This is a genomic window from Alphaproteobacteria bacterium, assembly GCA_024244705.1.
GTDB lineage: Bacteria > Pseudomonadota > Alphaproteobacteria > JAAEOK01 > JAAEOK01 > JAAEOK01.
This window is the reverse complement of record JAAEOK010000060.1, coordinates 23,904-49,354: the sequence shown is the minus strand read 5'-3', so window position 1 is coordinate 49,354 and position 25,451 is coordinate 23,904. Positions and strand designations below refer to the sequence as shown.

Sequence of the window (25,451 nt, the reverse complement as noted above, 5' to 3'; positions counted from 1 at the left end):
GGCCAACGGAATGGGCAAACTCACGCATATCGACGACCACGGCCAGGCGCGTATGGTCGACGTATCCGCGAAGGCCATCACCGAGCGCGTCGCCGTCGCCAAGGGATCGGTCTATATGAACCCGGAAACGATGGCCGCGATAAAGGCAGGCGCGATGAAAAAGGGTGACGTCGTCGCCGTCGCGCGCTTGGCTGGGATCATGGCCGCCAAGCGCACCGCCGACCTTATCCCCCTGTGCCATCCATTGCCGATCACATCTATCGAAGTCGATTTGTCATTCGACGAGAGCCGTGACGCGATAGACATTTCGGCGACAGTACGAACGACTGGCCGGACCGGTGTGGAGATGGAAGCCTTGACCGCCGTTTCGGTGACTGCCCTCACCGTTTACGATATGTGCAAGGCAATCGACCGCGGAATGCGCATCGGTGATATGTGCCTCGTCCACAAGAGTGGCGGAAAATCGGGAACCTACGACAGGCCATGATATCGGTCGCCGAGGCGCTAGAGAGGATAACGTCGGTTTTCGAGCCCCTGGCGGCCGAGCAAATAGCGCTGGCCGAGGGTCTGGGTCGCGTCCTCGCGGAGGATGTTGTGGCGCGCGTGACACAACCTCCCGCGGCGGTTTCGGCCATGGACGGATACGCGGTACGCCACGCCGACATGTCGTCGCTGCCAACCAAGCTTCAATTGATCGGGTCGGCGCCGGCCGGCGGTGCGTTCGACGGAACGGTGACACCCGGCACGGCGGTTCGGATCTTCACCGGCGGGCCCGTTCCCGACGCGGCGGATACCATCGTCATCCAGGAGGACACGGAGTCCGACGGCGAAACGGTGACGATTGCCGCCTGCGGACCGGCCGGTGATTTCGTTCGACCCGCCGGGCTCGACTTTCGCGCCGGCGATGTCGGCCTTCAATCCGGCCGAGTTCTGACCGCGCGGGACATCGGTTTTGCCGCCGCCATGAACGTCCCCTGGTTGCGCGTGCGGCGGAGACCGCGAATCGCCATCATGTCGTCCGGTGACGAATTGGTGAACCCGGGAGAATTGCGAGGACCGAACCAGATCGTCAGTTCGAACGGCATTTCTCTAGCCGCGTTTGTCACCGCCTGCGGCGGCACACCGTCAAACCTTGGTATCGCCGCCGATGACGAGCGGGTCCTGACCGCGATGGCGGCCGGAGCGCGTGGCGCCGATCTCCTGGTGACCAGCGGCGGCGCTTCCGTTGGCGACCACGATCTTGTGCAAAAGGCACTCGGCAAGGAAGGCTTGCAGGTCGACTTCTGGAAGGTCGCGATGCGGCCGGGGAAGCCATTGATTTTCGGCCAATTGGGCGAAACGCCGTTGTTGGGACTGCCCGGCAATCCGGTCTCGTCGCTGGTTTGCGCGGTTGTATTCCTGCGCCCGGCACTGGCCAAGATGCTGGGCCTCGGCGTCGATACGGCGCCGGCCGCGACAGCGGCGCTCGGCCGCGATTTGCCGGCGAACGATAGGCGGCAGGACTATCTACGCGCGACACTCTCCTACGATGGCGCCGGAGAACCGGTGGCCACCCCGTTCACCAAACAGGACAGCTCGGTGTTGTCGGGACTGGCCCACGCGGACTGCCTTATCGTCAGGGCACCCGATGCGCCGTCGGCCGCCTCCGGCGATCGCGTCGAAGTCATTCACCTATCCGGCTCCCTCTTCAGCGTCTAGGAAGGCCGCCCGGGGCGCTGCATCGAACGCCAAAAAGGGTTGACGAAAAAGTGGAACTAAACTAGAACATAATAAGAAGTTGGCATTTTGTTCTACATTTTGTGTCCGTTCGAGGGGGATATCAGACATGTTGACCCGCAAGCAGCACGAGTTACTGATATTCATCAACGAGCGGATCACCAGCAAGGGCGTGTCGCCATCCTTCGACGAGATGAAGGAAGCGCTCGGGTTGAAGTCCAAATCAGGCATCCATCGTTTGATCACCGGCCTCGAAGAGCGCGGGTTCATACGCCGTCTGCCGCACCGCGCCCGGGCGCTTGAAATCCTGCGAATGCCGCAAGACGCGGCGCTGAATAATCGTTCCCTCGGGTCTGCCCGCAGGGGCCGTCCGTCGAATGTCATCCGTCCCGATTTCAAATCCGGTCCGACGCCGGTTCGGGTCGGCGGCGAGGTGGTGGAATTGCCTCTCTACGGCCGTATCGCAGCCGGCACACCGATCGAGGCCTTACGCGAACCCGGTAATTCGATTGCCGTCCCGCCCACCCTGTTGGGCGGCGGCGAGCACTATGCCCTGGAGATCGATGGCGATTCGATGGTCGACGCCGGCATTCAAGACGGCGACACGGCAATCATTCAACGCTGCGAAACCGCGGAAAACGGGAGCATTGTCGTGGCCTTGGTTGCCGGCAACGAAGTGACGCTGAAGCGGCTGCGCCGCAAGGGCAATTCTGTAGCGCTGGAGCCCGCCAACACGAAGTATGAAACCCGTATCTTTGGACCGGACCAAGTCAAGGTCCAAGGCAAACTCGTCGGTCTTATCCGCCGCTATTGATCACGGCAATCCCACCCACGGACGATCGCCCCGCACCTGCCGTGACGAGGTCGCCCTAATTTCTCCTCCGTCAAACCGAATTTCGTAGGCGCCGTTGCGCCATAGATCGAAGCGATCGATCGCCAGACCGGTTCGCGGTCGACAACGATCATCGAGCGGCACCAGCGCTACAACCACGTCGGCGATGGCGCAATCCTCGGCGGCGGCGCGGGGGTCCTTGACAATCGCGACGATCCGGCCGGCGATCGAATAGAGACAGCCGATGGTGTCGCATTGCAGCGCGCCTCCTTCGCTGGGGCCCTCCTCGGGCCACGGTCGCCATTCCGCCGCACCGACCAGACGCAGCCACGAGTCGCGGACGAAGGCGTCGCGACGGGCCGACGAAAATAGCCAAGCCTCGTCGCGATCGCGGACCGCGACGAGCCGCGCGTCGGGCGAGACCAAAAGGCTTGGCGGGGTCGCGGCACCAAAGCCGATGAGCGCGATCAATATGACGGGTAAGCCGAGCCACCTCCATCGCCGGCGCCACAAGCACAGCCAGAGGCCGCCGATAGTGACCAGAACGATCGCCCAGGCCGGCGGCATCGGCATCAGTAGGACGGCTCCCGGCCAACTTGCGACTGATTCCGCGGCGCCGAGGACGACGCCGATGCCCCAACCCATGGGCACGAGCGCTACTTTCTCCAATCCAAAGGGCATCAGGCAAAGGGCGAGCAGCCCCCACGGCATGATCCAGAAAGCGGTAACCGGCACCGCGATCATATTTGCGGCCAATCCGTAAAGGGTTATTCGGCCGAAGTGGAATAGGGCATAGGGTAAGGTCGCCAAACTCGCGACGAAGGTCGTCAAAGCGACGCCGCCGACATAGAGCAGCGGTTGCCGCCACCAGGAGCTGGTTCGCAAATTGATGGCGTAGCGGGCGCGTAGCGCTTCATAGACCGCAACAAGCGCGATCACGGCTGCGAAGGAAAGCTGAAAACTGGCACTCATCAGCGTGTGGGGGGCCAGCAACAGGACCACGATCGCGGCGAATGCCACGAGCCGCATCGACACGCCTTCGCGGTCGGTCATAACCGCCAGGAGGACGAGCGCTATCATCAAGAACGCTCGTTGTGTCGGAACCGTCATGCCGGACAGCAGCAAATAGCAGAATGCCCCCACCAGGGCGACCACTGCCGACCACTTCTTGATCGGATGGCGAAGCGCGATTGTCGGCCACAAAGCGAGCAAAGCGCGGGTAGCGAAGAAAATAAGCCCGGCGACCAGGCCGATATGTAGTCCCGATATCGCGAGAAGATGAGCGAGCCCGGAATCTCTCATCGCCTGCAATGTGCCCGCCGGGATGGACCCACGTTCGCCGGTGATCAAAGCAGCGGCAACAGCACCCTCCCGACCGGGAAGAGCCGCGACAATCCTCTGGTAAACCGACCGCCGGATCCGCGACAACAAGAGCATTGCACCGCCGTGGTCGGATTCGAAATCTGCGGCGGGCTTCATTCTGCCGAGGGAGTACCCAATCGCTCCGATGCCCTTGAAGAAGGCGTAACGTTCGAAATCGAACGCATGCGGTGCCACCGACGGCGGCGGCGGATTGAGTACGACGAGGCCCGCGGCCCAATCGCCCGGCAGCGGCAACCAGTCGCCCTTCGGCGTTCGAACGCGTACCCGTCGTGGCAGGTCGTCTTGACCCAGGTCATCCATTGTCGCCGACGTCAGAACGAACCGGTAACCACCGGTGACGTCTTGAACCGACCTTATTTGCCCGATCATTTGGCGGGGGCCGATCCGCTCGTCCAGTGTTTCGACATCGGTCAGGAACGTCGCTACCTGCGCGGCGGCAAACCCCGCAGCCGGGGCGATCAGGATCATTGCTATTGGCGTCGCCACCGAGCGGTGCCTGCTGGCGATCAAGACCACTAAGGCGAGTATGAGGAGCGTAGGTCCAACCCAAAGCGCAGCTTCCGTGCGCAGCGAGAAATAGATCGCGATTCCGGTAGCGATACCAACCGGGATCCACAGCACCCATCGGTCACGTTCCTCGGCCAGAAAGGACATGGCCAACCGAACCGGCCCCATGGCACCCCATCGGGTTTCGTCATTCCTCTCGTCGACCCGACCGCTGAACATGATCGATCTATCAAGCCTGCTGTGCGGATTTTCCCCTTATGCTACACACCACGCGCCGATCAGGCCAAAACAAGGATTCTCATTGCCATGAGCGTGGTTACTCGATTCGCCCCTTCGCCCACGGGTTTCTTGCATATCGGTGGCGCGCGAACGGCGTTGTTCAACTGGTTGTTCGCCCGCCACCATGGCGGCATTTTTCAACTACGCATCGAGGATACGGACCGGGCACGATCCACCGAAGAGGCAAAGGCAGCCATTCTTGACGGATTGTCCTGGCTCGAATTGACCTGGGACGGCGATGTCGTTTTTCAGTCGGAACGCGCCCGTCGCCATAGCGAGGCCGCTCAGGAATTGCTGCGGAGCGGACACGCGTACAACTGCTATGCCTCACCCGCGGAATTGGCCGAAATGCGGGAACGGGCCAAGGTCGAGGGCCGACCGGCGACTTACGACCGACGGTGGCGAGACCGCGACCCCGCCGAAGCGCCGGAAGGTGTTTCGCCAGCGGTGAGGTTCAAGGCTCCCAACGGCGGCACGACAACAATAGACGATGGCGTCCAGGGATCTGTCGAGATCGACAATCAGCAGCTCGATGACATGGTGCTCCTGAGAGCCGACGGATCGCCGACTTACATGCTGTCGGTCGTCGTCGACGACCATGACATGGGAATCACCGATGTCATCCGCGGCGACGATCACCTGACCAACGCGTTCCGTCAAACGCAGCTCTATCGGGCGCTCGGTTGGGAACCGCCGCGATTCGTCCATATCCCCCTGATTCATGGGTCCGATGGCGCGAAATTGTCGAAGCGCCATGGCGCTCTCGGGGTCGCGGCCTATCGCGAGATGGGCTATCTGCCGGAGGCGATCTGCAACTATCTTCTCCGTCTCGGCTGGGCCCATGGCGACGACGAAATCATCGACCGCGAACATGCGATCGCTTGGTTCGACCTCGACGGGGTCGGCAAATCGGCGGCGCGCTTCGATCTTGCCAAACTCGAAAACCTCAACGGACATTACCTGCGCGATGCCGACAATGCCCGGTTGATCGCGCTCATGGATCCGCACCTGTTCGACGGAAGCGACGAAGGGCCGACGGAAAGCGACAGAAAGCGGCTTATGGGGGCCCTGCCGGGCCTGAAGAAACGTGCCAAGACTATTGTCGAACTCGCTGAAAACGCCAGATTTTATGTCGCCAAACGACCGATAGGGATTTCCGGCAAGGCGGCACTTTTGCTGACCGACGAGGCCCGAATATTGATTGCCGACTTCGCCGCACAGCTATCGGTATTCGAAGACTGGTCTGAAGCAAGTCTCGAGGCCGAGGCCCGTGCATTCGCGTCATCGCGAAAGCTTGGCTTGGGGAAACTTGCCCAACCGTTGCGTGCCGCCCTTACCGGCGCGACCGCGTCACCAAGCATCTTCGAGGTCATGGCCATCCTCGGCCGGGATGAGTGCCTCGCCCGCTTCGACGATATTGCGGCGTAGAGGCGGGATTCGGTTTCGTATCCACGATTTGCCATTCAGTTGCCCGGCAAGTATTCTGTTGAGGCAAGATTGACCCCTACCCTCCTTTCAATTAACCGGATGGTTAGATGACCGACGCGCAAGCCAAGCAGGATTCCCCGGATACCGTAACCCTGACCGACAATTCGACCGGCAAGGCCTACGAGCTACCCATAATACATGGGACCGAAGGCCCGGCCGTGATTGACGTCCGCCGCCTTTATGCCGACGCCGGGTATTTCACTTTCGATCCTGGGTTTACCGCCACCGGCAGCTGCGAGTCGGCCATCACTTTCATCGACGGCGACGCGGGTATCCTTCTCCACCGCGGTTATCGCATTGAAGATCTGGCGGAGAATTGCGATTTCATGGAGGTCTGCTTTCTCTTGCTCAAGGGCGAATTACCGACCCCCGAGCAGAAAACGAAATTCAGCCAAGACATTACCATGCATACCATGCTGCACGAGCAGCTGATGAATTTCTATCGCGGGTTTCGGCGTGATGCTCACCCGATGGCGATCATGGTTGGCGTCGTCGGCGCGCTTTCCGCTTTTTATCATGACAGCACCGACATCCATGACGCGCGTCAACGCATGATCGCGTCCTACCGGTTGATCGCAAAGATGCCGACAATCGCCGCCATGGCATACAAATATTCTCTTGGGCAGCCCTTTGTGTACCCGCAGAACCGCTTGGCCTATGCGGAGAATTTTCTCCACATGACGCAAGCCGTGCCGGCCGAGGACTACAAGGTCAATCCAGTTGTGGCGCGCGCCATCGATCGTATTTTCATTCTCCATGCCGACCATGAACAGAACGCGTCGACGAGCACGGTGAGATTGGCTGGCTCGAGTGGCGCCAACCCCTTCGCGTGCATCGCCGCCGGGATCGCGTCGCTTTGGGGCCCGGCCCACGGCGGTGCCAACGAAGCCGTGCTGAACATGCTTCGCGAGATCGAGCATCCTGATCGTATTCCGGAGTATATCGCTCGGGCCAAGGATCACGACGATCCGTTCCGATTGATGGGATTCGGCCACCGCGTCTACAAGAATTACGATCCCCGCGCTGCCGTCCTGAGAGCCTCATGCCATGAGGTGCTCGATGACCTCGGCAAGAAGGACGAGCCCATGCTCAAGCTAGCGCTTGAACTTGAGCGCATTGCCCTCGAAGACGATTACTTCGTCGAGAAGAAGCTCTTCCCCAACGTCGATTTCTATTCCGGCATCATCATGGATGCGATCGGTTTACCGACGTCGATGTTTACGGTCATATTCGCTTTGGCGCGGACCGTCGGCTGGGTCGCGCAGTGGAACGAGATGATTGAAGATCCCAGCCAAAAAATCGGGCGCCCGCGTCAACTCTATACCGGGGAGTCGGCGCGGAATTTCATCTCCCTCGATGAGCGCGCCTAGCGCCGTCCATCTAGTTTACTTGCGCTCAATGAGTTCGATCTTGTAGCCGTCGGGGTCCTCGACGAATGCGATCACCGTGGTGCCGTGTTTCATCGGACCGGGCGGCCTCGGAATACTGACACCCTCTTTTTCGAGGTCGGCGCAAATCGCATAGATATCCGGTACGCCGATCGCCAAGTGACCGAATCCGGACCCATGTTCATAGTCCTGTTCCTGGTCCCAGTTGTGGGTCAGCTCGATGACGGTGTGTTCCTTCTCATCGCCGTAACCCACGAAGGCCAGCGTAAATCGGCCCGCTGCATAATCACTTCTGCGCAAAACCTCCATGCCCAAATGGCGGGTGTAGAAATCAATCGAGCGATCGAGGTCACGCACCCGAATCATCGTGTGAAGCAATCGGTGGGGCGTTTCTGCCGGCGTCCGTTCATTCATCGCCCAAGTACCCCTTTTTGATCGTTCGCGGTCGCTTTATTCTAATGCAATCTTGGCGTCGGAAACCAACTCCATGATCCGTTCGGCGGCACGATCGCTTGGCCGCTTGTCGCCGATCCTAAGGCGCGAGACCACTTCCTCGAGATCCGCCGACTGAGTCGCCCGCGCCGCGGGATCGGCCAACAGACGGCCGACGGCCTCGGCGATGGCCTTTGGCCGGCACCCATATTGGCGGAATTCCGGGATAGCGGCCCGATCGAGGATCCAATTCGGAATGCTGATGTATTTAACGCGCAGGCCGCGAAATACGCGAAGCAAATTCAGGGCGGCAATTCGTCCACATACGACGGCAGGAACGCCGGCGGCCGCCAACTCCAACGTCACCGTGCCCGCGGCGGCGAGCGCAACGTCGCAGGCGGCAAAAGCGTCCCGCTTTTCCGCGATATCGGTGGCGAGAATTGTTGGCGCAGGCCACGTGCTTGCCGAGTCGCTCACGCGCTTTCGCATCTGGGTCGTCGTTGGCGCGACGATCACCAAATCCGGGAATTCCTGAGCCAAGCGTCCTATCACCGCATCGAAGATCGGCAATATAAGACGGAGTTCGCTGTTACGGCTTCCCGGCAGAACCGCCAAGACCCGTGCATCTTCCGCGATACCGTGGCGGCGGCGAAACCCGGGACCATCACCGGGACTGTCCGGCCGTTCGAGAATATTCGGGCCGACATAGGTCGATTCGAGCCCGACCGCATCGAAATAGGGCTTCTCGAAGGGAAACAGAAACAGCAGATGATCGAGGAATTTTGCCATTGCCGCCGCACGTCCCGGCAGATAGGCGTAAACGCGCGGGGCCACATAGTGAATGAGCGGTACGCCGAGATCGCGCAGGCGACGGGAAACGCGAAGGCTAAACATCGGACAATCGATGGTGACAATCGCCGCCGGATGGAGGCTGCGGGCCGTATTCTCGGTCTCCCGCAACCTTTTCACCAATGACCAATATCGCGCGGCGACGTCCCCAAGATCATAAAGCGTCAACTCGCTCATGGGAAAAAGACTGTCGAGTCCTTCCGCCTGCATGGCTTCTCCGCCGATCCCGGCAAACCGAATTCGCCCGCCCGTCTTTCGTTTCATCGCGGTCATCAAGGCGCCGCCGATGGCATCTCCGGAAGGCTCGCCCGCAATCAAAAAAATGAGCGGATCTGGTGTCGAGGGCTTGGAAATGCTGTTCATTCGGCACCGCGGACCGCGACGAGGAACAATCCGCTGCTGTCGGCAACCGCAATCGTCCGTTCACGATCGACGACGACCGCGGCGCCGGCTTCGATCGCGATGCCACGAAATCCAGCATCGGAAGCGTTGACCATGGTCTGCGGGCCAATCGTGGGCGGATCGGCGCGGAGTTCCTGCTGCGGCTTCCGCATTTTGACGAGAACCGCGCCGGGACCGTCCATTTGCAAATCCTTGGATCGTCTGATCAGTTGATCGGTGCCCTCGGCGCCTTCGACGGCCAGGATCGTTCTGCGCTGGACCACGACCGCCTGGCCAATGTCGAGACCGCCGATCGCCTTGGCGGCCTCAACGCCCAAAACGATGTCCATCCATGCCTCGGTGTCCGGTTCAAATGCTCCAAGCTGCCCCTTTTCCGCAAACAAGTCGGCGGCAAACGCCCTGGCGCTAACGACCGCCAATCCGTCCTTTTCTATCTCTTGGATAAGGAAGGCAACGACTTCGTTTTCACCAAGCCGCATCCGGCTCATGATTTCCGGCATGCGCTTGCTGAGCCAAGCGTCGGGCTCCTGAGCTTTCAAATGCCATGGCTGGAAATCTCCGGTCAGGACCAGCTCACGGATATCATTCTCGCGTGCGAGGTCAATCGTTCGGCCGATTGCCGTCAGCTGGATCCATTTATGGGGAATGCCGGATAACTTGGCTGCATCCGCCTGGCCTTCGATGGCAAGAACAAGGGCGTCCCTGCCCTGCTTTACGGCCGCATTGTAGAGCTCGATCGGCAAGTCTCCGCCGCCGGCGACGACACCGAGCTTACCCGCCATTGCGAGCTTCCAGCCTCAAAAAACCTCGGCCGCGGCGGTCCTGAACAAATCGCACCATTTCTTGAACACAAGCTTCGTCGGGGTAGCGGCACTCCACTTCGTTCGTGTTGGCCGCCAATTTGTCGTCGGCTGAAAATAGCATCGTCATCGCGCCGGCGATGCACTGTATCGTTGTGCGGGAGAAGCCGTTGCGACGAAGGCCGACAAGGTTCGGACCGCGTAATACTCCACCTAGCGGCTCGGCACCCGGCAGGACCAGCGCAAACGGTGCGACGTTGCCCTTTATCAAGGACACCGCCGGAATCATCGCCAACCTGCCGATCCGAACATGTTGATGAATGCCTGCGAGCCCTCCAAGATAGGCGCGGTCCCCGACCGTCACGTGGCCGCCGAGGGTCGCGTTGTTGGCCATCGTAACGTCGTTGCCAACGATACAATCATGAGCAACATGCACGCCCACCATCAGGTAGCAGTTATTGCCGACGGAGGTGAGCCCGCCACCGCGTTCGGTGCCACGATGAATGGTGGCGTGCTCGCGGATGACGCAGTTGCCTCCAATAACTACTCGACCGTGAGCACCGGAGTCTTGGCGGTGTTGGGGTGCCAAGCCAATTACCGCATGGGGAAAGATATGCGTGCTTTCACCGATCTCGGTATCGCCGTCGATGACGGCATGGGATTCAACGACGACGGAGCGACCCAATCTGACCGTCGGTCCGATCGTCACATAGGCGCCTATGACGACATCGTCTGCTAGTTCGGCATTCGGATGAACCAATGCCGTCGCGTGGATTTCCGCCATTATCGGTCTGAGATCATCGCTGTATAGCGCGCCTCGGCCACCGTAATGCCATCCACTCTTGCCAAACCCTGGAATTTCCATACGCGGCCACGGGTGTGGATTCGGGTGACCGGGAGATAAAGCACCGACCCTGGAAACACGGGGCGACGAAATCGACAGGTGTCCATTGACATGAAATAGACAACCGAGGTTCGCAATCGTTCGATCGGCCAATCGAGCGAATGCATGACGAGCGCTGCTGCGGTCTGGGCCATTGCCTCTACGATAAGTACGCCGGGCATCACAGGTTTTTTGGGGAAATGGCCGCGGAAAAAGTCTTCGTTGGAAGAAACCGTCTTTACACCGGTGGCGCTTTCGCCAGGCACGATGTCAATGAGGCGCTCGACAAACAGGAAGGGCGGACGGTGTGGCAGGACCTCGTTGATGCGCTCAAGGCCAATCTCCGTAACGCCTTCGATCGACGATATCGTATCCATCGGTTTAGGCTTCGTTTCCGGCATTAGCTACCCCCGCACTCCGCGTCCCTAATTCCAAGTCTATTTCCCTCGCGCGCCACGCGCTCGCAATTTATCCCTGGGCGGCGTAATGCAACATCGGCATTGGCCTGCATTTTTGCCCAGACGATCCGTATTATCAATCTACATTGGTTTGGGACTGGAGGCGAAGCGAGGCATCGCTTCAAAATGACGTCCTAGTTATCTCGAATAAGGACCTCGACCGACGGCAGTGACTGATCCATCTGCAACAGCACCTGCTCGGTAATATCGACCGCCGGCACGGAGTAAATCACCATATTCTTGGTCAGCACGAGATTGACCCCGGTTTGCTCGGCAATGTTCTGCGCGACCTCCGAAATCGCCTCTTCCACATTACGCATCGCCTCGGCAAATCCCTGATCCAGTTGCCGTTTTCGGTTCTGCACATGCCGTTGTGTTTCGGCGACTTGTTTCTGAAATTCCTGCTGGCGTTCGGCGAATGCCTCCGCCGAAAGCACCGAGCGCTGTTTCGCCAATTCCTCGTCCGCCGTTCGGAGGTCTCTCTCGCGGCTAGAGATTTCGTCCTGATAGGACGCCCGCCTCTCCTCGAGCTGGGCGCGGATACTCTTCGAGGCCATAGAATCTCGCATCAACGCTTCGACATCAATTATCGCTATTGTCGGCGACGGCAATTGTTGTGCGCCGGCACCGGGCGGAGACCAAAACGCAACGGCCAATAGTGCGAGCAAAGCGAGTCGAGCGACGACGGAACGAATCACAAACCGATCCCCTAGAATGTCGTGCCAAAGGAGAAATGAATCACCTGGGTTTCGTCGAAACTTTCCTTGAGCAACGCTTGCGCTAAATCAACGCGGACCGGACCGAACGGCGTGGTGATCTGCAGACCGACACCGACCGACGCCCGTAGGGAACTGGAATCGAGGATGGGATCATTGTCCGGATTGTCGATGCCCCACAGGCTGCCGAAATCGGTAAAGATCTTGCCTTCGACGCCAAGGCTTTCCGGCAGCCCGAGCGGGAAACCCAATTCCACGGTGCCGGTATAAAAGTAGTTGCCGCCCAGAGAGTCGTTGGATGCCGGATCCCTCGGGCCGATGCCCGATGTCGAAAAGCCACGCAATTCGTTACCGCCGACGAAGAACCGGGTCTGGATGTTGACGTCCTTGTTGTTCAGGCCGGAGACCGCTCCGGCTTCACCGGAGAGGACGATGTTCCAGCCGTCCGCAATCGGCAAGTAATAGCCGCCGCTTGTCGTCAGTTTCAGAAAATACTCCGATCCCCCGGGTCCCGCGTATTGCGTTCCAAACGTGATGAAATAGCCTTCGGTGGGGAACTGCCGGTTGTTGCGCTTGTCGTATGTCAATTCGGTGAAAATTGAGGACGTTTGTGTCCGCCCCTCCTGCTCCATGATGATCGTCGAGGCATTCGGCTGAACATCCGTGATGTTGTCCGTCCGATAGGTGTACCGCCATGATTGCGACAGCGACTCGGTAATTTCGTATCCGACACGTACGTTGGCGCCAGTCGATTCCTGCGAGAACGTATTGTTGTCACCGAGGTCCGTGGCAAGGCGGAAGATGTCAATCCCGGCCACCATGTTGTAGCCAAGGAAATAAGGTTGGGTGAAACCAAAATCGACCTGTTGGGTGCGCCCTGAAATCGAGAAATTCGCCCTCAGCGCTTGGCCCCGCCCGAGGAAATTTCGCTCGCTAATCCCGACCGTGGCCAAAGGTCCCTCGTCCGTCGAAAATCCGGCGCCCAGGGACAGCTCGCCGGTTGGTTGCTCGACAACGGAGACTTGGAGAATGGTCTTATCCGCATCGGTGCCGGGAAGATTTTCGATCTCCACCGACTCGAAAAAGTTCAGGTTCTCCATGCGCCGTCGGCTTAGCTGGACCTTTTGGGTATTGAAGGCGTCGCCCTCCACCAATTGGATTTCCCGACGGATCACATAGTCGAGCGTACGCGTGTTGCCGATGATGTCGATGCGCTCGACGAAAACACGCGGCCCTTCCCGGATAATGAACGTTATCGAGATCGTCCTGATATCGGGGTCTCGCGTGACATCGGGGCGAATCTCGACGAATGCGAAGCCCAGCACGCCAACCTCATCGGTCAGTGCATTGATGGTCTTTTCGATCTCCTCCGCATTGTACCAATCGCCCTCGTCAAAGGTGATGCTGTCCAACAATGCTTCCGGCGGCAAATTCTTGATATTGCTGACTATCTCGCCCTTGCCGAATTTGTACCGTTCGCCTTCATCGACGGTGAACGTGATGTAGAACCCGGAGCGGTCGGGCGAAAGCTCGGCAACCGCCGAAATAATTCGGAAATCGGCATAGCCCTTCGAGAGATAGAAGCGTCGTAAAAGTTCGCGATCAAAGGTCAGCCGGTCGGGATCGTAGGTGTCATTGCTATTGAGGATATTCCACCATTGCGATTCACTGGTGATGATCACCTCACGCAGCTCGGCGTCGGAGAAGTGCTTGTTGCCGATGAATACGATCCGTTCGATATCCGTGGTGTCGCCCTCGTTGATTTCAAAAATAAGGTCGACGCGATTCTGCGGAAGGGTAATGGCCTTGGGTTCTACCGTGGCCCCGAACCGGCCATTACGTTTATACAGATCGAGAATTCTGCGGACGTCGTTTTGAACTTTCGTTCTGGTGTAAACGACGCGCGGGCGGAGTTGCACCTCGGCTGAGAGATCATCGTTGGAAAGCTTGCGGTTACCTTCAAAGGCAATGCGGTTGATCACCGGATTCTCGACGACGCGAACGACGAGAATATTGACCTCTCGACGGAGCGTCACATCGGAAAACAATCCGGTGGCAAAAAGGCTCTTGAGCGAGCGGTCCATACGCGAGGGGTCGAAGGGATCGCCGGGTCGAATGACCATGTATGAGAGTACGGTTTCGTTCTCAATCCGCTGCGCGCCCTCAATCCGGATCGCCTCGACGATATCGATACGCGTCGATTCATCGGTAGCGACACCAGCTGTCGCCAGTCCCGACGCCAACAGCGCCCAAATAAAACCGGCGGCGATAAGCAGTGACCCCAATTTTGTTCGCACAACGCCTCCCATACCGATTCAGAACTACAACTTTGCGTGATGCCTAAACGAGGCGGCTAACGATATTCACCAAGTCGTTCCACGTCACGAAGATCATCAGCAATAGGACCAGACCGAGGCCGAACCGAAAACCGTATTCCTGTGCCTTTTGCCCGAGCGGGCGGCCTCGTACCGCCTCGAACAAATAGAACAGCAAATGACCGCCGTCCAAGACCGGAACTGGGAACAGATTGATGAGACCGAGATTGATCGACAGAATGGCCATGAACAGCAACATGCCGCTAATACCATTGGACGCCATATCTCCGGACAATTTCGCAATACCGATCGGTCCGGCCATCTCCTTGGTCGATCGGGCGCCTGAAATGAACTGGCCGATCGCCCTGAGGGTGACCATCGTGTAGTCATAGGTCGACAGCGTCGCGTGCCAAAGCGCATCGAACGGGTTATCGCGGGGTTCCATTGCGACCTTTGAGCTACGAATCCCCAACCTACCAATCTGTCCCTTGTTGCCAAAACGGTCGACAATGTCGATCACCTCCGGCAAAACCACGAGCGACATTTCTTTGCCGTCACGGACGACAGTTATATCCACGGACGAACCGAGGCCGGATTGGACGAGAAGTTGGACGTCTTCGAAGCGATCGATGGTTCGACCGTTGATATCGACGATAAGGTCACCGACGCTGAGGCCGCCGCGGTCGGCGGCGCTTTCCGGTACGACGGCGGCCACTTCAGGAACGGTCGAGGGCTGACCGTAGGTCATATAGAATCCGGTGAAGACAACGATCGCAAAGAGGAAATTGGCGATTGGTCCCGCAGCCACGATCGCGGTCCGTTGCGACAGCCGTTTGTGATAAAAAGACACAGTCTTTTCGTGCGCCGTCATCTCGGCGATAGATTCGGCATCCGGTGCGCTTGAACCGTCCTTATCCCCGAACATCTTAACGTAGCCGCCGAGGGGCACCGCACAGATCTTCCACCGCGTTTCATGGCGGTTTGTCCAGCCAAACAATTCCGGGCCAAAGCCGATCGAGAATGCCTCGACGCGCACGCCGTTGAGGCGTGCGATCAGGTAATGTCCCATTTCATGAACGTAGACGAGCACGGTAAGAACGACCACGAAGGGAACGACGTAATCCCAAATTCCTGTGAGAATTTCCATCACTGCGATACCGCGCTCCTCAAACCATTGAATTCGGAATTTGAAATTCGCTTCACCTGTTCCGTCGCGAGCCGCCGTCCTTCGATGTCCATTGCCACGACCGTATCCAGCGAATCGAGTGCCGTATTCGATGAATTGTCGAGCGTCGCGTCAATAACGTCGGTTATATCAAGGAAGCCAATTTCGCCATCCAAGAACGCCCGCACCGCTATTTCGTTTGCAGCATTGAGTGTGACCGGCATGCTCCCTCCCGCTTCGAGCGCTGTTCGCGCCAACCTTATGGCGGGAAATTTTTCGTCGTCCGGCGCCTGAAAGGTCAAATCACCGGCGGCCATGAAATCGATCTTCGCCGATGGTGACGAAATGCGACTGGGCCATCCGAGTGCATAGGCTATAGGCGTTCGCATATCCGGCGTCCCAAGTTGGGCCAGGACGGAACCGTCGACATATTCGACCATGCTATGGATGACGGATTGTGGGTGGACAACGATTTCGATCTTCTCGTCCTCCACCGGAAACAAGTGGTGGGCCTCTATGACTTCGAGACCCTTGTTCATCATGGTCGCCGAATCAACCGATATTTTTGCGCCCATATCCCAATTTGGATGCGCCACCGCTTGCGCCGGAGTGACGTTTGTCAATTCGACGCGTGCCCGATTTAGAAACGGCCCGCCTGATGCCGTCAAAATCACGCGCGAAACGGTATGCGCCTGATCGAATTCAAATACCTGAAAAATGGCGCTGTGTTCCGAGTCCACCGGCAATAGCGTCCCATTCGCCTGTTCTACTTCAGCCATGACGATATCGCCGGCGCAGACCAGGCACTCTTTGTTTGCCAAGCCCACTGTCACGCCGCGGCGAACTGCGGCGAGAGTCGGGGCCAAGCCCGCGTATCCGACGATTCCGGCCATGACGAAGTCGCTGGGGCGTTGCGCGGCTTCGACAAGCGCTTCGGGTCCCGCGGCAATCTCGATGTCGGTACCGGCCAGTCCCTCCTTCAGAGCGGAGTATTTCGCCGGATCAGCAATGACCGCAATCTCGGGCTTGAGTCGACGCGCTTGCTCGACCAGGGTCTCCGCGCTTTGATGGGCGGTCAGCGCGGCGATCCTATAGCAACCTTCACCATTCTCGATCAGGTCAATGGTATTGGTTCCGATCGAACCGGTCGATCCAAGGATCGTCACACTGCGCGCGCCGCTGGCCGCCGACTCATTTGATCCAACTACCATGTCAGGATTTCGCCTCCCCAAATCCAATTGATAAAGACCAACGTCGGTGCCACGGCCACAACGCCGTCGAGTCGGTCCAACAATCCGCCGTGCCCTGGTATGAGATTGCTCGTATCCTTGACACCGAAAATGCGTTTTATCTTCGACTCAACAAGATCTCCCGCTTGAGCGACGATGGCCATAAGGCCGCCAACCACCGCAGGTATGGTCGCATTGGTTACATCAACAAGGCCCGCAATGACAGCACCGGTCGCTCCCGCCAACAACACTCCGCCCGCCAATCCGGCCCATGTCTTGTTGGGGCTGATGGCGGGGGCGAGCTTCGGTCCGCCAATGGTACGCCCGGCGAAATAGGCTCCGATATCGGTCGCCCAGACCACAACGAGGAGCCATATCACGATCACCAGCCCGTCGCCCGAATAATCACGCAACCAAAGCAAGGCGGCCGACGGAAGGCCAACATAGAGGGCGCCAGCACCCATCCAAATCGGTCGCTCGCTGCCTTCCCAGTTCGCGACTCCGGCGGTAATGACTGCACCGCCAATCGCAATCGGAATCACCGCGATCGGCCATCCAACTGCGACTATCAGGATATCGACAAAGATGACGGCAATCAGGGTCGCGCCGGCGAAACCGAATCGTCCGTTTCCTGTCAATCGCGTCCATTCCCAGGCCATAATCACGCCTGCTGTGATGACCAATAGATCAAATACCGGACTTCCGGCATAGACCGCCGCCAGCGTGACCGGAGCGAGCACAAGGGCGGAGAGCGTGCGTAGTCTCGTCATCCGTCGGCGCCTAGGTTGCCGCTGTGCCATAGCGGCGTTCTCGACGCCGAAACTCATCGATCGCGTCTTCGAAATCGTCACGAGTGAAATCGGGCCATAGCGTATCGACGAAGACCAGTTCGGCGTACGCGCATTGCCACAGCAGGAAATTGCTGAGGCGTTGTTCACCGCTGGTGCGAATCAAGAGATCCGGATCGGGAATTCCATCGGTCGACAAGAAGCGCTCGAATACATGCTCGTCGACATCGTTCGGTTCCAGCTCGCCGCTCTTGACCTTGCGGGCCACGCAACGAGCGGCGGCGGTGATTTCAGCCCGTGCGCCATAACTCAGCGCGACGATCAATGTCAGCGCACTGTTTCCGACAGTGGTCTGCTCGGCGTCCTCGATGAGATCCACGATGTCGGTGGGCAGTTTCCCTCGATCGCCGATGACCCGCACGCGGACACTGTTGCGGCTTAAATCCTTGATCTCACTCCGGAGATAAAGACGCAGAAGGCCCATCAGGTCGTCGACCTCATTCGGTGGGCGTTTCCAGTTCTCGGATGAAAAGCCGTAGAGCGTAAGGTACGAAATTCCGATCGTGCGCGCGGTTTCGACCGCGCGTCGCACCGATTCGGCGCCCCGTCTGTGACCGGCGGTGCGCGGCAAGCCGCGCGCGCGCGCCCAGCGCCCGTTGCCGTCCATAATTATGGCAACGTGAGTAGGAGCCTCGGCGTTCTCGATTTTCGACGGAAGCGCGCCCATCCGCTCAAACCTGCATAATCTCTTCTTCTTTATGTGCCAAAGCTTCGTCGATCCGGCGAATGAAGTCGTCTGTCATTTTTTGAATATCGTCCGCCCAGGCCCGGTGTTCGTCCTGGGAGATTTCGTGATCCTTCTCCATTCGCTTTAGAGTCTCCATACCATCACGTCGGACATTTCTTATCGCCACCCTGCCCTGCTCCGCGTATTTGCCGGCGATCTTGGTCAGCTCGACCCGGCGCTCTTCACTGAGTTCCGGGATCGGAACCCGGACCAGCGTGCCATCCGACTGCGGATTCAACCCGAGCCCGGATTCCCGGATAGCCGATTCGACGGCCTTGACCAAGCTCTTGTCCCAAACTTGCACTGTCAGCATACGTGGTTCGGGTACGCCGATGGTCCCTGCCTGATTGAGCGGTAGTTGCGAACCGTATGCATCAACGGTCAACGGATCGAGAAGGCTGGTCGACGCGCGCCCGGTTCGAAGTCCGGCGAATTCCTGCCCTAGCACGTCGACCGCACCCTGCATCCTTCGCTTTAGGTCCTTGGTGTCTGGATTAGCCACGATTCAATCCTCGCTGCCGACATACGTGAATTGCCCCTCGCCGCGGACGACCCCGGCAAAAGCCCCAGCATTCTGTATTGAAAACACCAGAATCGGAATGCCGTTCTCACGTGCCAGCGCGATAGCCGAGGTATCCATGACTTTCAGATCACGTGACAGCACATCCATGTAGCTCAGCCGATCATATCTTTCCGCACCGCTATCCACCATAGGGTCGGCGCTGTAGACGCCATCGACCTTGGTTCCCTTCAACAGCCCGTCGCAGCTCATTTCCGACGCTCGCAGCGCTGCCGCGGTATCGGTCGTGAAAAACGGATTGCCGGTCCCGGCGGCGAATATGACGATACGTCCTTTGTCCAAGTGGCGCAGGGCGCGCCGCCGGATATAGGGCTCGCAAACGGTATCCATTCGGATCGCGGACATCACTCGGGTCGCAATGCCATGGCGTTCGACCGCGTTCTGAAGGGCCAACGAATTGATGACCGTGGCCAGCATGCCCATGTAATCCGCACTCGCCCGTTCCAGCCCCGCCGCCGCACCGGAGATGCCGCGGAATATATTTCCGCCGCCAACGACGACACATACTTCGATGCCGCTTTGACTGACGGCCGCAATATCCGCTGCGACCTGATCGACGGTCTTTGCGCACAAACCATATTCCCGCGTGCCCAATAGCGCTTCACCCGATAACTTCAAAAGAACGCGGCGAAATCTTGGCGCGCTTTCCATGGACGATCCGAGATCAGTTGCAGACGATTACACGCCGCGCCCGTTAGGGGCGCGGCGCTGGGGTGATCATACTAAATTATTGCGCGGATGGGTATTTTTCCGCTTGCCGGGATGAAAAAGTACGAGCTGGCCGCTAGTCCGGCTTTTCGATGCCTTCGCCGAGGGCAAAGCGGACAAACCCGCCCACATTGATCGGTGCGCCGGCTTCCTCGCCGGCCACGTCGAGAACCCCCTGCACCTTGGATTCACCATCGACAACGAATGTTTGTTCGAGAAGCACCACTTCCTCGTAGAACTTGCGCAGCCGTCCTTCGACCATTTTCTCGATGATCTCCTCGGGCTTGCCGGACGCCCGCGCCTGTTCCGCGAGGACTTCCCGCTCACGGTCGAGCGCGACGGAATCTACGCTCGTGCGCTCGATGGCCTGCGGATTGGCCGCCGCAACATGCATCGCAAGCTGTTTACCGACGAGCGCCAGCGCCTTTTCGTCGGCGGTCGATTCCAACCCGACCAGGACTCCGATCTTGCCCAGTCCGGGTGCCGCCTGATTGTGGACATAACTCGCCACGATCCCGCTATCGACCGACACCGAAGCGACACGGCGCAACGTCATGTTTTCCCCGATCGTCGCGATTTGGTGGGCCAGCTCTTCTTCGACCGTTCGACCGGTGGCCGGAAAATTACTCACCTTGATCTTTTCGAGATCGCCACCCTCCACCAACGCGATTTGCGCGACCGACGCCACAAATTCCTGGAAAATTTCGTTCCGGGCGACGAAATCGGTCTCTGAATTGACTTCCACCAAGACACCCCGACGACCATCGACGAGCGCCGCGACAAGTCCTTCAGCGGCAACGCGCCCCGCTTTCTTGGCCGCCGCCGACAAGCCCTTCTTACGCAGCCAATCGACCGCCATCTCAAGATCGCCGCTGGATTCGGTCAGCGCCTTCTTGCAATCCATCATTCCGGCCCCGGTCTGCTGCCGCAATTCCTTTACAAGGCCGGCCGTGATCTCCGCCATTTCTTCACCTTTCACACTAATTTTTCGCCTGAAATATCTGTAATATAATATTAATTTCTACAGATATCGGTCGGATGGACCTATTCGAGTGGCAATTGCCCTAGGCCGGTGCTTCCTTCGCGGTCTCCTCGACGGCAGGCTGGTCCGGCGCCGACTCCGCGGCCGTTTCGGTGGCAACCTCGGCCGTCGCTTCAGCGGCCGCTGGGTCACCGGCAGCGTCCTCGCTGGCCCCGTTGCCGGAGGCGGCCTCGCCGTCACCGGCGGCCGCGGCGGGCTGGTCCTCGGCCTGGGCGACAACCAGTTCCTCGACGACCGGTTCCTCGGCCTCGCCGACATCGACACCGCCGGCCGCCGCCTCTTCCTGGAGGCCGTCAAGAACCGCCGTCGACACCAGATCGCAGTAAAGATTGATCGCCCGCAATGAATCGTCGTTGCCGGGCACGGGATATTCGATCCCTTCCGGGTCCGAGTTGCTGTCGACGACCGCGATCACCGGAATCTTCAGCTTCCGCGCTTCGGCAACGGCGATCGATTCCTTATTGGTATCAATGACGAATAGGATATCGGGCAATCCGCCCATGTCCTTGATCCCACCCAACGCGCGGTCGAGCTTGTCGCGTTCGCGGATCAGGCGCAGGAGTTCCTTTTTGGTCCGGCCCGATTCCTCTTCCTGCAATTCGGCCTCGACCTCACGCAAACGCCGAATGGAATTCGACATCGTCTTCCAATTGGTCAACATGCCGCCGAGCCAGCGATGGTTGACATAGTATTGTCCACAGCGCTCTGCCGCTTCCGCGATTCGCTCGCTGGCTTGCCGCTTGGTTCCAACATAGAGAACACGGCCGCCGTTCGAGACGACGTCGCGGACCGCATCGAGACCGCGCTGCAGCATCGGCACGGTTTGTCTGAGGTCGAGTATGTGGACTTTGTTGCGAACGCCAAAAATGAACGGCTCCATTTTCGGGTTCCAGCGGCGGGTGTGGTGCCCAAAATGTACGCCAGCCTCAAGAAGCTCGCGCATAGAAACGGTCGGCACTGCCATAATCGGTTCCTTTCTCCGGTTTGGCCGCCGCGGGACGTCATGGACCGGGCGCACCCGGCCACCGGATCGACCGCACGGACTAGACTCCGCTGGCCGCAAATCCCGCGTGAGATTTCAGTGGCGCGTTTGTTAGCCCTTGGGGGGCCGATTTGCAAGGAGAAAGCCGCCGCTCGGCGGGCGGCTAGATATCGCGAACCTCGACGATTCCAGGTATCGACTTAATCGCCGCCCGCGTCGCGGCGGAGATCTGATAGGTGTTTTCCAACAACAGATCGACTTCCCGTCCCTCGGCATCGAGGATTAGGTGGACACGACCGCGACCCGGCTCCTGTCGGTCGATCACGCTGGCCAGGTTGGGCAGCACCGCTTCATCGTCGAGGTAAACGACGAGACCGGCGGCGGTGCGAGCCGCGGCATGATCCAGGGATTCGAAGCCCTGAGCCAGCAGACGGACCTGATCGTCCTCGTGGCGAGCATCGATGGTAACCAAAACAGAATCCCCGCTGTCCAGCAAATCGCGGGCCGAGGCCAGAATTTCCGAAAACACGGTCACCTCGAAATCGCCGCCAGGATCGGACAATTGAACAAACGCGAATCGATTGCCGCGCGCCGAAGTACGCTCCTGCCGGCCGATGATTGTGCCCGCCATCTTGATCCGTTTGCCTTCGCCGGGTCCGACCGTGGCGATCAGATCTCGCGACGACAGCACGTCTAGACGCTGGAGCCCTTTGCCATAGGCATCAAGCGGGTGTGCCGACAGGTAATATCCGACCGCTTCGAATTCGCGCTTGAGACGATCCATGACCGGCCAATCCTCGACGTCGGGCAACGGAATCTCCTCGGCCGCCTCGTTGTCATTGCCGCCGAAGAGGTTGTGCTGATTGCTATGCCGGTCGTTGGCAGCGGCGTTTGCGTGTCGCAATACCGTCTCGACACCCTCGTAAACCCGCCTCCGGTTCGTCATCAAAGGCTCGAGGGCGCCGGACGCGGCGAGGCTCTCGAGGAGACGCTTGTTGAGGACTCGGTTGTCGAGCCGCCCCGCGAGGTCGGCAAGATCCTTGAACGGCCCATTGGCCTGGCGTTCGGCGACCACGGCATCGACCGCCTGAGCGCCGACATTTTTCAACGCCGCCAGGGCGTAACGTATGACCCCGCCATCATCCTCGTCCTCGACGGTGAAATTCGCTTCGGATCGGTTGATATCGGGCGGCCGCATCGGAATGCCCAGTCGCCCCACCTCTTGGCGAAAGCCGGCCAGTTTATCGGTATTGTTCAGGTCAAAACTCATCAATGCGGCCATGAATTCGACCGGATGGTTCGCCTTCAACCACGCCGTTTGATAGGCAACGAGCGCATACGCCGCGGCATGGGACTTGTTGAAACCGTAACCGGCGAACTTGTCGACCTGATCGAAAATTTGCGACGCCCGCGATTGGTCGACGCCGTTGGCGGCGGCACCGTCGATGAACGCCTTGCGTTGGGCCGCCATCTCCGCCTTCTGCTTCTTACCCATGGCCCGGCGCAGCACGTCGGCATGGCCGAGGCTGAATCCGCACAGCACCTGGGCAATCTGCATGACCTGTTCCTGGTAGATCATGATCCCGAAGGTCTCCTTCAGGATAGGCTCCAGGGAAGGATCGAGGTAGTCCGGCGTTTCCTCGCCATGCTTACAGGCGATATAGCGAGGGATGTTATTCATCGGTCCCGGGCGATAGAGCGCAACGACCGCAATCAGGTCTTCAAATCGATCCGGCCGCAGTCGGCGCAGCGTATCCCTCATGCCCGACCCTTCCATCTGGAACACCCCGGTCGATTCACCACGGGACAACATGGCGTAAGTGGCCGCGTCATCCAGAGGCAGGCGGGCAAGGTCGACCTCGACCCCGCGTTGGCTCAACAGCTCGACCGTTCGTGACAGGACGCTCAGCGTCTTGAGGCCAAGGAAGTCGAACTTCACGAGGCCTGCCTTCTCGGCCCATTTCATATCGAACTGGGTCACCGGCATGTCCGACCGAGGGTCGCGGTAGAGCGGGATCAGTTCCTTGAGCGGCCGATCACCGATCACCAGGCCGGCAGCATGGGTCGAGGCGTGGCGGTGCAGTCCCTCGAGCTTCAGCGCAATATTGATCAACCGCGCGACGGTCTCGTCTTCGCGCCGCATCTCCTGTAATTGCGGCTCGTCGTCGATTGCCTGCTGAAGCTTGACCGGGTTGGCGGGATTGTTCGGTACCAGCTTGCAGATGCGGTCGATCTGTCCGTACGGCATGCGCAGCACCCGGCCAACGTCGCGCAGGGCGGCTCGTGCCTGAAGCGTACCGAAGGTGATGATCTGCGCGACATTTTCCCGGCCGTAACGCTCCTGGACGTAGTGAATAACCTCGTCGCGGCGTTCCTGGCAGAAATCAACGTCGAAATCCGGCATCGATATACGCTCGGGGTTGAGAAATCTCTCGAACAAGAGACCCCATCGCAGGGGATCGAGATCGGTTATGCCGAGCGCCCAGGCAACCACCGATCCGGCACCGGACCCACGACCTGGGCCGACCGGGATCGCCTTCTCCTTGGCCCAGCCAATGAAATCGGCAACGATCAGGAAATAGCCGGGAAATCCCATGCCGAGGATTATTTCCAGCTCGTAGGATAGCCGTTGCCGATAGGGTTCGCCCGCCGCTTCCCGCGCCGCCGCGTCCATGTCGGCCGTGTAGACGTTCGCCTCGAGGCGGGATTCGAGCGCTTCCTTCGCCCGGCGCGCAAGCTCTTCGCCTTCGTCGCGCTCATCGATGGTCGGGAACGCCGGCAGGATGGGCGCACGCGCTTCGGGCATGAACGCGCAGCGTCTGGCGATGACCAGGGTATTGTCGAGCGCCTCGGGCATGTCGGCGAACACGGCGCGCATATCGTCCGCCGATCGAAAGCGGTGATCCGGAGTAAGCCGGCGCCGGTCGGCTTGATCGACGTAAGCGCCGCCGGCGATGCAGACCAGGGCATCGTGTGCTTCGTACATGGCGGCATCGCCGAAGAAGACCTCATTGGTCGCAACCAGCGGCAGCTCGTGGCGATACGCGAGTTCGACGAGCGCCGATTCGATGGCATCTTCACATTCCAGACCGTGTCGCATGATTTCGATATAGAGACGATCGCCGAACGCGCCTTTCAGCCGCAGCAGCATATCCTCCGCCGCGTCGACCTGCCCGTCCTGCAGCCGACTGCCGAGCGGCCCCGCCGGTCCGGCGGTTAGGCAAATTAAGCCCGACGCGCGGGAGGCAACTTGGTCGATCGTGACATGAGGGTCCGCCGAACTGTCGGTGTCGACGAACGAGGCGCTGACGAGGTCGAGGAGATTGCGGTAACCGGTCTCGTTCTGAACCAGGAGAACGAGTTGATCAAAGGAAGCCGGCACGCCATTCTCGGTTGGTAGCGGCCGGCCCGTATCGACCGCAACCTGGCAGCCGATGATGGGCTGAATACCGGCTTCACGGCAGGCCTCGGCAAAGGCCAGGGCACCGAAGAGATTGTTGGTATCGGTGATCGCCACCGCCGGCATGTTTTCGTTTCGGCACAGGGCCACCAGTTCCGGAATTCTGATCGCGCCTTCCGAAAGCGAATAGGTCGTGTGAACGCGGAGATGGATGAAAGGGCTGTGGCTCATGTCGGGACGTTTTGCGGTGCCGATCGAGAATTCCACAACCCCCGCGCCCCTGCAAGATATATGTATTTGGGGAGTGTTATCCACAACATGC

General features: G+C 59.4%; 22 protein-coding genes. 5 read left to right on the top strand and 17 right to left on the bottom strand.

All coding sequences use genetic code 11. From position 1 onward, the window contains the following. Positions 1-10 precede the first annotated feature (10 nt). The 3 genes from moaC (at position 11) to lexA (ending at position 2,530) form a co-directional block, all read left to right on the top strand. Positions 11-487, top strand: a complete 477-nt coding sequence (gene moaC / locus GY791_10355) for a cyclic pyranopterin monophosphate synthase MoaC (protein ID MCP4328822.1) — start codon at positions 11-13, stop codon at positions 485-487. Further along, positions 484-1,698: a molybdopterin molybdotransferase MoeA gene (locus GY791_10350; protein MCP4328821.1), complete on the top strand. Its 1,215-nt coding sequence runs from the start codon at positions 484-486 to the stop codon at positions 1,696-1,698. Before moaC ends, GY791_10350 begins: the two co-directional genes overlap by 4 nt. 127 nt (positions 1,699-1,825) lie before the next feature. Then, the gene (lexA, locus tag GY791_10345) at positions 1,826-2,530 is read left to right on the top strand and encodes a transcriptional repressor LexA (protein ID MCP4328820.1); all 705 of its coding nucleotides are present in this window, start codon (positions 1,826-1,828) and stop codon (positions 2,528-2,530) included. Here lexA and GY791_10340 read toward each other — a convergent pair whose 3' ends face one another. Then, positions 2,531-4,657, bottom strand: coding sequence for a ComEC family competence protein (locus tag GY791_10340; GenBank protein MCP4328819.1), 2,127 nt, complete (start codon positions 4,655-4,657; stop codon positions 2,531-2,533). It abuts the gene before it with no gap. An 87-nt stretch (positions 4,658-4,744) separates the two neighbouring features. On the opposite strand from GY791_10340, the gene GY791_10335 reads away from it, so the two are divergent. Further along, positions 4,745-6,145, top strand: coding sequence for a glutamate--tRNA ligase (locus GY791_10335; GenBank protein MCP4328818.1), 1,401 nt, complete (start codon positions 4,745-4,747; stop codon positions 6,143-6,145). Positions 6,146-6,252: 107 nt separating this feature from the next. Further along, positions 6,253-7,575, top strand: coding sequence for a citrate (Si)-synthase (gene gltA / locus GY791_10330; protein ID MCP4328817.1), 1,323 nt, complete (start codon positions 6,253-6,255; stop codon positions 7,573-7,575). A 15-nt stretch (positions 7,576-7,590) separates the two neighbouring features. On the opposite strand, the gene gloA is transcribed toward gltA, so the two are convergent. From gloA to dnaE, 16 genes are all read right to left on the bottom strand, one after another. Beyond that, positions 7,591-8,007, bottom strand: coding sequence for a lactoylglutathione lyase (gene gloA, locus GY791_10325; protein MCP4328816.1), 417 nt, complete (start codon positions 8,005-8,007; stop codon positions 7,591-7,593). 36 nt (positions 8,008-8,043) lie between these two features. Beyond that, positions 8,044-9,237, bottom strand: a complete 1,194-nt coding sequence (gene lpxB, locus GY791_10320) for a lipid-A-disaccharide synthase (GenBank protein ID MCP4328815.1) — start codon at positions 9,235-9,237, stop codon at positions 8,044-8,046. Continuing rightward, on the bottom strand, positions 9,234-10,058 hold the full coding sequence (gene lpxI, locus GY791_10315; protein ID MCP4328814.1) for a UDP-2,3-diacylglucosamine diphosphatase LpxI: 825 nt from the start codon (positions 10,056-10,058) through the stop codon (positions 9,234-9,236). Before lpxI ends, lpxB begins: the two co-directional genes overlap by 4 nt. After that, positions 10,048-10,860 (bottom strand): acyl-ACP--UDP-N-acetylglucosamine O-acyltransferase, encoded by an 813-nt coding sequence (gene lpxA / locus GY791_10310; protein ID MCP4328813.1) that lies wholly within the window; start codon positions 10,858-10,860, stop codon positions 10,048-10,050. Before lpxA ends, lpxI begins: the two co-directional genes overlap by 11 nt. Next, the gene (locus tag GY791_10305) at positions 10,860-11,336 is read right to left on the bottom strand and encodes a beta-hydroxyacyl-ACP dehydratase (GenBank protein MCP4328812.1); all 477 of its coding nucleotides are present in this window, start codon (positions 11,334-11,336) and stop codon (positions 10,860-10,862) included. Before GY791_10305 ends, lpxA begins: the two co-directional genes overlap by 1 nt. Before the next feature lie 215 nt (positions 11,337-11,551). Then, positions 11,552-11,974 carry an OmpH family outer membrane protein gene (locus GY791_10300; protein MCP4328811.1) on the bottom strand — a complete coding sequence of 141 codons (423 nt, stop codon included), beginning with the start codon at positions 11,972-11,974 and terminating at the stop codon, positions 11,552-11,554. Positions 11,975-12,126: 152 nt separating this feature from the next. Next, a complete protein-coding gene (gene bamA, locus GY791_10295; protein ID MCP4328810.1) occupies positions 12,127-14,442 on the bottom strand; it encodes an outer membrane protein assembly factor BamA in 2,316 nt (771 codons plus the stop codon). 31 nt (positions 14,443-14,473) lie between these two features. Beyond that, the gene (rseP, locus tag GY791_10290) at positions 14,474-15,595 is read right to left on the bottom strand and encodes an RIP metalloprotease RseP (protein MCP4328809.1); all 1,122 of its coding nucleotides are present in this window, start codon (positions 15,593-15,595) and stop codon (positions 14,474-14,476) included. After that, positions 15,595-16,824, bottom strand: a complete 1,230-nt coding sequence (locus GY791_10285; GenBank protein MCP4328808.1) for a 1-deoxy-D-xylulose-5-phosphate reductoisomerase — start codon at positions 16,822-16,824, stop codon at positions 15,595-15,597. The genes rseP and GY791_10285 overlap by 1 nt, the downstream gene beginning before the upstream one ends. Further along, on the bottom strand, positions 16,818-17,612 hold the full coding sequence (locus GY791_10280; GenBank protein ID MCP4328807.1) for a phosphatidate cytidylyltransferase: 795 nt from the start codon (positions 17,610-17,612) through the stop codon (positions 16,818-16,820). The genes GY791_10285 and GY791_10280 overlap by 7 nt, the downstream gene beginning before the upstream one ends. Before the next feature lie 10 nt (positions 17,613-17,622). Next, positions 17,623-18,357 carry an isoprenyl transferase gene (locus GY791_10275; protein MCP4328806.1) on the bottom strand — a complete coding sequence of 245 codons (735 nt, stop codon included), beginning with the start codon at positions 18,355-18,357 and terminating at the stop codon, positions 17,623-17,625. A gap of 4 nt (positions 18,358-18,361) precedes the next feature. Beyond that, entirely contained in the window at positions 18,362-18,919 is a 558-nt protein-coding gene (gene frr, locus GY791_10270; protein MCP4328805.1) for a ribosome recycling factor, read from the bottom strand. Positions 18,920-18,922: 3 nt separating this feature from the next. After that, positions 18,923-19,648, bottom strand: a complete 726-nt coding sequence (locus GY791_10265; protein MCP4328804.1) for a UMP kinase — start codon at positions 19,646-19,648, stop codon at positions 18,923-18,925. A 133-nt stretch (positions 19,649-19,781) separates the two neighbouring features. Further along, positions 19,782-20,669, bottom strand: a complete 888-nt coding sequence (locus GY791_10260) for an elongation factor Ts (protein MCP4328803.1) — start codon at positions 20,667-20,669, stop codon at positions 19,782-19,784. 100 nt (positions 20,670-20,769) lie between these two features. Continuing rightward, the gene (gene rpsB, locus GY791_10255) at positions 20,770-21,711 is read right to left on the bottom strand and encodes a 30S ribosomal protein S2 (protein ID MCP4328802.1); all 942 of its coding nucleotides are present in this window, start codon (positions 21,709-21,711) and stop codon (positions 20,770-20,772) included. A gap of 181 nt (positions 21,712-21,892) precedes the next feature. After that, positions 21,893-25,360 (bottom strand): DNA polymerase III subunit alpha, encoded by a 3,468-nt coding sequence (dnaE, locus tag GY791_10250; GenBank protein ID MCP4328801.1) that lies wholly within the window; start codon positions 25,358-25,360, stop codon positions 21,893-21,895. Between the last annotated feature and the right edge of the window lie 91 nt (positions 25,361-25,451).